At 66.1% G+C, this 9967-nt stretch carries 9 protein-coding genes; 7 read left to right on the top strand and 2 right to left on the bottom strand.

Translation table 11 applies throughout. From position 1 onward, the window contains the following. Positions 1 to 342 precede the first annotated feature (342 nt). Together FZ029_RS18910 and FZ029_RS18905 are read right to left on the bottom strand one after the other, a co-directional pair. A complete protein-coding gene (locus tag FZ029_RS18910) occupies positions 343 to 2283 on the bottom strand; it encodes an AAA family ATPase (protein ID WP_149270958.1) in 1941 nt (646 codons plus the stop codon). A 288-nt stretch (positions 2284 to 2571) separates the two neighbouring features. After that, positions 2572 to 3051: a helix-turn-helix transcriptional regulator gene (locus FZ029_RS18905; protein WP_211104175.1), complete on the bottom strand. Its 480-nt coding sequence runs from the start codon at positions 3049 to 3051 to the stop codon at positions 2572 to 2574. 353 nt (positions 3052 to 3404) lie between these two features. Between FZ029_RS18905 and FZ029_RS18900 the strand changes: the two genes are divergently transcribed. The 7 genes from FZ029_RS18900 to FZ029_RS18875 all read left to right on the top strand — a co-directional run bounded on the left by FZ029_RS18900 (position 3405) and on the right by FZ029_RS18875 (position 9901). Then, the gene (locus FZ029_RS18900) at positions 3405 to 3965 is read left to right on the top strand and encodes a hypothetical protein (protein ID WP_149270956.1); all 561 of its coding nucleotides are present in this window, start codon (positions 3405 to 3407) and stop codon (positions 3963 to 3965) included. Positions 3966 to 4195: 230 nt separating this feature from the next. Further along, positions 4196 to 4867, top strand: coding sequence for a hypothetical protein (locus FZ029_RS18895; RefSeq protein ID WP_211104174.1), 672 nt, complete (start codon positions 4196 to 4198; stop codon positions 4865 to 4867). A gap of 45 nt (positions 4868 to 4912) precedes the next feature. Further along, on the top strand, positions 4913 to 5077 hold the full coding sequence (locus tag FZ029_RS33055; RefSeq protein ID WP_188051982.1) for a hypothetical protein: 165 nt from the start codon (positions 4913 to 4915) through the stop codon (positions 5075 to 5077). Next, positions 5074 to 5265, top strand: a complete 192-nt coding sequence (locus FZ029_RS18890; protein WP_149270952.1) for a helix-turn-helix domain-containing protein — start codon at positions 5074 to 5076, stop codon at positions 5263 to 5265. Before FZ029_RS33055 ends, FZ029_RS18890 begins: the two co-directional genes overlap by 4 nt. 197 nt (positions 5266 to 5462) lie before the next feature. After that, a complete protein-coding gene (locus tag FZ029_RS18885; RefSeq protein WP_149270950.1) occupies positions 5463 to 7133 on the top strand; it encodes a tyrosine-type recombinase/integrase in 1671 nt (556 codons plus the stop codon). A gap of 4 nt (positions 7134 to 7137) precedes the next feature. Next, positions 7138 to 8223, top strand: a complete 1086-nt coding sequence (locus FZ029_RS18880) for a tyrosine-type recombinase/integrase (RefSeq protein WP_188051981.1) — start codon at positions 7138 to 7140, stop codon at positions 8221 to 8223. Positions 8224 to 8230: 7 nt separating this feature from the next. Continuing rightward, positions 8231 to 9901 carry a recombinase family protein gene (locus FZ029_RS18875; protein WP_149270946.1) on the top strand — a complete coding sequence of 557 codons (1671 nt, stop codon included), beginning with the start codon at positions 8231 to 8233 and terminating at the stop codon, positions 9899 to 9901. The last annotated feature ends 66 nt before the right edge of the window (positions 9902 to 9967 follow it).

The following is a 9967-nucleotide window of genomic DNA, read 5'->3' as shown; positions in this document are numbered from 1 at the left end:
GTCCGCGCAATGACGCGCCACGCAAAACTCAGACGTCGGACCCTATTTTGCCAAGGCGGCACTCACCGGAGGCGTACACATCAAGCCACTTAGGTACAGAACTCCCCCTCGCAGCACACTTGCGAATGCGATCAGAAGCAAGGAGCTTTCTAACGATACCCTCAAGGGTGTCCCGCGATGACTTGGAAAGCACCGGTCCCAGCAGCTTACGATTCGGATACACCCCCTGATCCTTACCGGTGTGCTGAAATGGGTGCCCGACTTCAGCAAAATGCCGAATCTTGTCGACCATCAACTCCATCAGCAATTCTTCAGATTGACGTCCCCCGCGAAGTTGGTGGGTCAGGTCATCGAGGAGACCGACATTGTTGCGGACATAGGTCCGTGTTTCGCGGTCGGCTTTGGCATTGGCCTTGACGACTGCACCATGCAGGACCTATTAGGGCCGTAAGGCCGGTCCAAAATCTTCAGAATCGATCGTGCGGCGCTTTCTTCGGCGGGCCACAACGCGTAAGCACAACGCACACCATCGACCAAGGCAGACGAGCCGCGGATTGCCTCACGCGCTTGCTCGGGAGTGGTGACCGACTTGCCGTTGGCGGGCTTACGCATGTGGTGATTGATGATAACGGCTGCCCCGGTTTCACGGGCGAGGCGCGCAAACTGAGCCATTGCGTATGCAGCGCCAGTGGAATCTGTCGTAGCCTCGCCTTGCAGGAATACTTGCAGCGGATCGATCACGACCAGCTTCAGATCCTCAATGGCCATCAAGTCGCGCTGAATCTGCTCGAAAAAGGGCGTCGTGCTCACCTGCCCCTTGTTCATCGTCACCAGGGGCTGAGCGCCACCATAGTCGATCAGGGGGACGATCTTAAGGTTATCATTACCGCAATGGCGATTGCTGGGGTCGAGGTTGCGAAGTCGTTCGTGGATGGTGTCGGAGTCGTCCTCCCCGAGATACATGACCACCTTGCCCATCGTCTTGATTGCACCACCAAACGCTGTCTCTTCGCCACCGAAAGCGGTGCTGGGCGCTCCAGCAGCCACCTTGATCGCCAAGTCGAGGGTCATCATGCCTTTGCCGGCATCTCCCATGGCTGAAAAGAGCGTCACCATGCCGAGTGGAAGGATGCCATCCGCCAAGTACTGGCGCACTTTCGGCGCGCCGCGGAACATGTCGCGAGCTGGAGAAATGGCGGCCAAGCCGGGGTAAGCCGACGGCAGATTACCGGCAGCGACGACCTTCCGCGTACCGCTGCGCACCCATGCCCGGATGCTGTCCGGAGTCCAACCCATACCCTTGCCGCACGGATCATAGGGAGCGGCCAGATCGGCGATGTCGGTGCCGTCGCGCCACTGCTCCATGGGGGTCAGGTTGGAGACAGACGCCGCACCGGCACGCATAATTGCCTCGCCGGCCTTTTCCGCATACTCCCAACCTACCTTGTCCTTATCGGGCCAGATGATGACGCGCTTGCCGGCCAGCGGCGACCAGTCGGTTTTGTCGGTCGGCGCCTTCGCTCCGCCCAGCGCCGACGTTGCCGGCATGCCGATAGCCCACAAGGCGTCGGCGGCTTTCTCGCCTTCGACCAGGATGACCTCGTCGGCATTCGTCAGTTCCGGCATGCGATAAAGGGGGCGCGGATCCTGCGGTGCCGACCAGCGCCGTTCGCGGGTGAACCATTGGCGATAGGTCTTCTTGATTTCGCCCGCTTCCGGGTCGACCGGGTCATAGCGGTAGACGCGGCAGATTTCCGCGCCGGCCATGTCGTGATAGACCCACATGCCGGTGTGCATGCCTAGCTCGTCGATCGGCGGCGCCTTCATCGGCTGCCAGTCGCTGGTCGGCTCGCCCGGCGTCGGCGCCGCGTTGACATAGCGGTGGCTCATCCCGCCGAGCCATGCCTTGACGGACTCCAGGACCTGCGGGAACTGCGTCCTGGCGTTCATGCGGTGGCAAGCGGCCCACAGGGACAGGATGTCGCCGCCGGTCTGCCCCTCGGCTGCATTGCCGTGGTCGCACCAGACGCCTTTCTTTTCACCCGTCAGCTCGATTTCCAGGCTGTCGCCCGGCTCGCCGGCGGTGTTGCCGATGACGAACTTCCGCCCGACGCGCTTGCCCTTCGGCAGCAGGTAGGTCAGCACGTCAGGCAAGGCGCCCAGCAAGATCTCCTTGATGGCGTCCTTCGCCCCTTCCTGCTGCGGCGAGTCCGGGATTTCGATCTGGTTAGGCGCATCATTGAAGTCCAGCCACGCCTTCGGACGGATGACGTTGTCATACATGGTTTGTTTTCCAGTGGGGGCCTGCCCGAGCTGCCATGCACCACCACTCGGGGGCGCATCAGCGCAGATCGGGCTTCTGGAAATGCTATTGTGCGCGGCCCCCCTACATTGCCCGCACCTCTCTGCAAAAAATACAATTGCTCGGCCGGCGCTCGAGCCACCTCATTGTCAAGGCGACTCTAATTGCGCCCGACCTTCACCGATCTAAACGATATTTTTGCAAATTTCGTAGAAAAAATTGAGCGTTTACACCGCATGGTAAATCATAAACTTGCCAAAGCCCTGCATTTAATCAGATCTCGGATGCCTAACCTCTAAGATTGCCGTCAGCTGCAGAACTGCTAATTCCAGATCTTCTTGATTTAACTTTCTGGCTATGGCTTTCACTCGCCCTTCTAATATGAATCTCTTATCTTCAATAGATTGATCGGCACCCTCGAAAAAATATTGAATCGGCACGTCAAGATGCCGCCCAAGCTGCTCCAGCGTCTCAATCGTCGGAAAGGTTCGGCCGCGTTCAATGTTGGACACGGCCTCAACCGTCCGGCCGACCAGATCCGCCAACGCCTCTTGGGTAAGGCCGCGGGCCACCCGCGCCTCCTTGACCCTCAACCCGACACGCTGCTTCAAGCTTAATGGCATGAGCCGGATCATTACGCCGTTATGGCGTCTTGACCACGATCCACTAGATCGGTATTCGTCTATCAGAACGAACCAATGGATCGGCATGAGCCCATGCGAGCCGACAAACACATCAGCGGCGGACATATCCCCGTCAGCAGTGTCCCCATCAACGGCAACACCGGGTTCGGCCCGCGGCCCTGCTGGTTACGCCGCTTACCTCGCCAGTCCTCAATGGCGCGCTCTGCGGCGTGATGCGTTCGCCCGCGATGGCGAGCGGTGCGTCCTGTGCAACGCGACAGACCAGTTGGAAGGACACCACCGCATTTATCCGCCCCGCGGCGACTGGACGCAGGACCGCCTGGAGGCCGTGACGACGCTGTGCGCGCCCTGCCACGCGATGGTGACGAGCATGCTGCGCGGCCGCCGCTACGCCACGGCCACGGTCAATCTCCCCGACACCCAGCCAAGCCGCCCCCGTCCGCGGCTGGAGGCCCCCGATGTATCAGCCCCTGAGCTTCCAGATCACCGGCGTCTCACCCCTCCTCATGCACAACGGCCGGCTGGCCGATCCGCTCGACCCGCTGGTCAAGGACATCAAGAAGCTGAGCAGCAAGCGGCCGAAAACGGAAGCCGATTTGGAGCGGATGGCCAAGCTTGAGTTCCTCGGCTCGCTGTATCTGCATGGCGGCGAACCCTGCCTCCCCGGCGAGTTAATCGAGGCGGCGCTGATCGACGGCGCCAAGCGCAAACGCCGCGGGCCGCTGGCCAAAGCGGGCATCCTGTGTGACGGCAACATCCCGCTTCAGTATGACGGCCCCCGTGAGCCGGAGGCGTTGTGGGATGATAGCCGCTTCCGCTTTCGCACGGGCGTCCGGGTCGAGCGCCTGCGGGTGATGCGGGTCCGGCCGCGCTTCGACGACTGGACCGCTGCGGTCACCATCCAGTTCATGCCGTCGCTGCTGAGCGAGGATGACGTCCGGGACATCATTCGCACCACCGGCGAGGTGGTCGGCCTTGGAGATTGGCGCCCCAAATTCGGGCGCTTCACGGTGCATTGAGGGGCCGACCGGCGCCTTGATGCGACCTTGGCGTGGCACGGATCGGCGTGGCATGGCAAGGCTGGGCATGGCAGGGGAAGGGCGGCATCAGCCGCCCTTCATGCCGCGGGATGGTCCCGGTATGATCCGACGCGGTACCGCGGCACTATCCCCCTTCGACATCACACCGAGCCATCATGACGGAACAGGCACCTCCGCCGACGGAAATGCAGGATGAGCCATGGCGGCCGTTGTTCGATGCTGTCGTCGATCGGCTGCAGTTGTCCGATCCCAACAGGATTGCGGCATGGCGCCATTACGTCGAGCAACTTCCGGCCCTGGCGGCGTCACAGGTGGCCATCGACCAGACGCCCGCCCCCAGCGCCACCCGCGATCGGATGAAGCGCATCCTGGCGGCGTGCGGCGCCCTGCTGGAGGCCATCCAGGACGACACACCGCAGGATGGGCGCCTCCGTCCTGTCCCGCAGCTTCTGTGGGGCTTGGCCGCGCAGTTGGCGCCGGACGATCCCAATGCCGCCATCTGCGATGGGCAGGCAGACCACGCGCTTGAAGATGCCTTCAGCGGCGTGCTGATGCTGCGGGCTGCGGCCGAACTGGTGCGCGATGCGGAAGCGGACCGCGTTGCTTCCGGCGTCGGTGGAACGCGCCACAAGGCCGCGGCCGGGTACCACATGACTTTCGACTTCCTGCTGGACGTCTATGAGACGATCAGCGACCGGCCGCTCGGTACCTCCTGGGACGACATGAGCGGGGCCGCCGGCGGGCCGCTGGTCGACTTCCTCCAGCTCTGCCTGGAGGCGTTGGGCTACACGCCGACCAAGAACGCCCTGCGCACCGCAGTGAAGCGCGCCATCAAAGCCCGGCGAACCGACCCGAACAGATCAGCTGCGCCGCAAAGCTGATCTGGCCCTTTCGGCACAAGAGTCCAGCTTTGGCACGAAGAGGGGATGACCCACCATGTCCTCTCCCCCGAAACCGCCGCGTCCACCCCTCCCGAGTCCGAGGCTGCGGTCGAGCGCTTGCGTGCGCTGGCGCGCCTGCTGGGCCGCATGGCAGCGCAGGAGTATCTGGCGGCTTCGGGCGAGGCGACGCAGCCCCCGAAGCCGGAATGACCAAACCCTCCTCCCGTCCCCCCGCCCTGCTGACCATCCCGGAGGTCGCCGAGCGCCTGCAGGTCAGCATCAAGACCATCCGCCGCTGGATCGCGTCGGGCGACCTGCCCACCGTCCGCCTCGGCCATCAGATCCGCATCCAGCCGAAGGACCTCGACATCTTCCTGCGGCAGCGCTGGATCAGCTGACCACCGCTGTCCATCCTTGTCCAGTAGTAGCAAGGATTTAGACGATCATCGGGAAGAGGTGGCCCTCGTATTTTCGAACCAAAGGCGTGCTACGTCTTCCCGATCCGGACTTCCTGTCCACTCCTGTCTTCCCAAGGCCACGGATGACCACTTCCACCACTTCCCAGTCTCAGCCCAGCTCGCCTGCGGTGCTTGATATGCCGCCGATGCGCTCCCTGGCCGACCTGCTAACGCGCGTCCTGGCCGACCCCGCCCTGCCGCCGCAGCGTGCCCGGGACCATGCCTCTTCCCTGCGCCGCTTCGGCGGCATCGTCGGACGCGACCTCGCCGCCATCCCCGCCAGCTTCGATGCGCTGCGCCCGCTGATCGCCGCCGTCCATCCGGCGGCCCACGGCCTGTCGCTCAAGCGCTGGCAAAACATCCGCTCCGCCGTCAGCACCCTGCTGCGCCACTACGGTACCACCGCGACCCACCGGCGCCTCGCCTGCCACCTGCCGGAGCCCTGGTACAGCCTCCGCGCTGTGGTCACCGACCCGGCGATGCAGCGCGGTCTCGCCCGCTTCCTGCGGTACTGCGTCGACCATGGCATCGCGCCGGACGCCGTGTCGGACGCCACCTTCACCGCCTTCGCCGCTTCGCTGGCGACCGGCACGCTGGTCGCCAAGCCGCAGCGGGTCGAGCGGATGGCGCGCCAGCAGTGGAACCGCGCCATCGCCCTGCCCGGCTGGCCGATCACGCCGGTGCCGGTCACCAGCAACCGGGACGACTACCAGCTGCCGTTGGAGCGCCTCCCGGCGTCCTTTGCCGCCGACCTGGAGGCATGGATGCGGCGGCTGTCCGGCGCCGACCCGCTGGACGAGTTCGGCCCGGCCCGTCCATTGCGCCCCAGCTCGCTGAAGACCGCCCACGGTCATGTGCTGCGTTTCGCCGCCGCCGTCGTCCATGCCGGCGAAGACCCCCAGGCGTTGACCACGCTGGCGGCACTGGTGGTGCCGGAGCGCTTCAAGGCCGCCCTGCTGTGGCTGATGTCCCGCCGGGGCGGCGCCAGCCCCGGCCTGATCGAACAGGCAAAGTGTCTGCTCGCCGTCGCCCGCCACTGGGTTCAGGTACCGAATGGCGACTTGGAGCGGCTGAACAAGCTGATCGCCAAGCTCGGCAGCCGGCACAAGGGCATGACCGACAAGAACCGCACCCGCCTGCGCGCCTTCGACGATCCCAAGCACCTGCTGGCCCTGCTCACCATGCCGGAGCGGTTGATGGCCAAGGCCGACCGCGTGGCGGCGCCCAGCCGCCGGGAAGCCTTGATGGCGCAGACCGCGGTGGCGGTGCAGATTCTGCTGCTGGTGCCGTTGCGCCGCCTCAATCTGCTGCGCCTGGACGTCCATCGCCATCTCTGCCGCAGCCGCTCCGGCCGTCACGCCGTCGTCCATCTCGTCATCCCGGCGGAGGAGACCAAGACGAGCCAGCCGATCGAGGCGGTGCTGCCGGAGCCGCTGGTGCGGATGATCGACCAGTTCATGACGCGCTACCGTCCGCTGCTGACGTCGGACAGCGGCGGCCTGCTGTTCCCCGGACGCGACGGTGGCTGCAAGCACATCACCGCTTTGACGGCGCAGATCGAGCGGGCGGTGCGCGACCACACCGGCCTCACGGTCAATCCCCACCTGTTCCGCCACCTCGCCGGCAAGCTCAGCCAGCAGTTCGATCCCGGCAACTACGAGCTGTCGCGCCAGCTCCTCGGCCATCGCTCCACCGATACGACGGTGACCTACTACACCGGTCAGGACACTGCCGCCGCGGTCGCTCGCTATGACGCCAACGTCCTGGAACGCGCCCGCACGCTTCGCGGCCAGATCGTGGGGCGCTGAGGCGATGAGCAAGACTACCCCGACCATCAACCGCCGCAGCATGTCGGTCAGCGTTTGGCCCGAGCAGGACCGCGCCTTGTGGCAAGCCGCCGGCGAAGCCGGCGGACCGCTCGACGACGCCGGCTCCGCCGCCGACTGGGCGCCGGCCACCCGTCGCAGCCGCGCCGCCAACTACGGCCGCTGGCTCACCTTCCTCGACCAGCAGGGTCTGCTGACGCCGGATGCCGCCCCTGGCGATCGCGTGACGCCGGACGTGGTGCGCCGCTACATCGACCTGTTGCGTCCGGTTCTGGCTCCGCTGTCCCTGTGGACCACCATCGACCAGCTCGCCGCCATCATGCCGGCCCTGGCGCCCGACGCCGATTGGGGGTGGCTGCGCCGTGTCGCCGGCCGCCTGAAGCGTGGCGCCGCCAACCGGCGGCCGATTGCGCCGCGCATCCGCAACGCCGCCGACCTCTACCAACGCGCCCTCGCCACCCTTGCCGGGATTGACGACAAGCCCGAAACCCGGCCGTTCGCCCATGCCACCGGCTTCCGTGACGCCCTGATGTTCGCCCTCACCATTGCACGGCCGATCCGCCGCCGCACGTTGGCGGGTTTGCGGGTGGGCCACCATCTCCGGCCGACCTCCGACGGCTTCCTGATCCAGTTGGAGCGCGAGGACCTCAAATGCGGCGGTCCGATGAGCTTCCCGCTGCCGGCCAGCTTGGTGCCCCACATGGCACGCTATCTCGCCCAGCACCGACCGCGGCTGCTGCAAGGCCATGCCCATGATGCCCTGTGGATCACCCGCGAAGGGCGGCCGATGACCCTCAACGGCGTTTCCAGCCGCTTCGAGCGCGCCACCCCGGCCATCCTCGGCGAGCGGATCAACCCGCACCTTCTACGCCATTGCGCCGCGACCAGCATCGCCCTGGACGACCCGCGGGGCGCCCGACTGACGGCGGCGCTGCTCGGCCACAGCACGCTGCGCACCAGCGAGCGCCACTACACGATGGCCAAGGGGCTGGAAGCCAGCCGCCGCTATCAGGCCACCCTCACCGACCACATCACCCGCCTGCGCCGCGCCGTTCGCGGCGAGCGCCCGTAGGAGTCCCATGATGCGTGCCGTCATCTACGCCCGCTATTCCAGCGACCAGCAACGCGAAGCCTCCATCGCCGACCAGATCGAGGTGTGCCGGCGCTATGCCGAGCGCCAGGGATGGACCGTCGTCGACCATTACAGCGATGCCGCCCTCAGCGGCGCCAGCCGTCACCGTCCGGCCTTCCAGAAGCTGCTTCGCGAGGCCGGACAACGCCGCTTCGACATCGTGCTGTGCGAGGCGATCGACCGCCTCGGCCGTCGCCTCGCCGACACCGCCGACCTTCAGGACCGCCTTGCCTTCCACGGCGTGCGGCTGTTCACCCCGCAGCTCGGCGAAATCACCACCATCCATGTCGCGGTCATGGGCATGATGGCGCAGGTCGCCTTGAAAGACTTGGCGGACAAGACCCGCCGCGGCCAGCTCGGTCGCGCCATGGCTGGTCGGATGCCGGGCGGCAAGGCCTTCGGCTATGATGTGCTGGAGGGTGACACCGAGGGGCGCGGCAAGCGGCAGATCAACCCGGCCGAAGCCGCGGTCGTCCAGCGCATCTTCCGCCTGTTCGCCGACGGTGCCAGCCCGCGCGCCATCGCCAAGCGCCTCAACGCCGACGGCGTGCCCGGTCCGGAGGGCCGGCTCTGGCAGGACACCACCATCCGCGGTCAGGTCGAGCGCGGCACCGGGATCCTCAACAACGCGATCTATGCCGGCCGGCTGGAATGGAACCGCTGCTCCTACGTCAAGGATCCGGAAACCGGCAAGCGGGTCGCCCGGCCCAACCCGCCGGAGGCCTGGGAGGTGGTGGAGGTGCCGGAGTTGCGCATCATCGACACCGCGCTGTGGGAGCGGGTGAAGGAGCGGCAGGCATCGATCGGCTTCACCATGGGGCGGGACGACCAGGGCAACGCCCTGAACCGGGCGCACCGTCGCAAGTTCCTGCTGTCGGGGCTGCTGACCTGCGGGTGCTGCGGCGGCGGTTACACCATCATGGCCAAGGACCGCTATGGCTGCGCCGCCCATCGCAGCAAAGGCACCTGCAGCAACGATCGCACCATCAGCCGCTTCGACGTCGAGCGACGGGTCCTCACCGGGCTGAAGGAGCGCCTGCTGGCGCCTGAGCTGGTCCGGGAGTTCGTCGACAGCTTCCTTGCCGGTGTGGAAGCGGCAACGGCCGACCGCGAAGCCAACCGCCGCACGCGCGAGCGCGAACTGGCGGCGGTCGAGCGCAAGATCGCCGGCATACTCAAGGCGATCGAGGACGGGCTGTACCACGAGTCGATGAAGGAGCGCCTGACCATCCTGGAGGCGGACAAGGCCCGGCTCATTGCCGCGGCCGAGGAGCCCGACGCGGACCTGCCTTCGGTCCTGCTGCACCCCCAGCTGTCGGACCTCTACCGCCGCAAGGTGGAAGCGCTGGAGGCCGCCCTCGCTGGCGGCGAGGACAGCGCCGAGGCGATGGAGATGGTGCGGATCATGATCGACCGCGTCGTCCTGACGCCCTCCCCGGCCGGGGCGGGGTTGGACGCCGACCTGCACGGCGAGTTGGCGGGCGTCCTGGCGGTCTGCGAAGGCGCAGCTCAGATGCGCAATGCCCAGACGCACGAACGCCCCGGCTCTTTCGAACAGGGGCGTCAAGTGTCGGTGGTTGCGGGGGCAGGTTTTGAACCTGCGGCCTTCAGGTTATGAGCCTGAAAGTGGGTGGTTCGGTAACTGCGGCCAACCAGCAAGAGCAACTCAGCACGAAGGACCGTG

Source organism: Azospirillum sp. Sh1, assembly GCF_008365135.1.
GTDB classification, from domain to species: domain Bacteria; phylum Pseudomonadota; class Alphaproteobacteria; order Azospirillales; family Azospirillaceae; genus Azospirillum; species Azospirillum oryzae.
The sequence above is the reverse complement of the archived record's forward strand: the minus strand, read 5'-3'. Positions and strand labels throughout refer to the sequence as shown.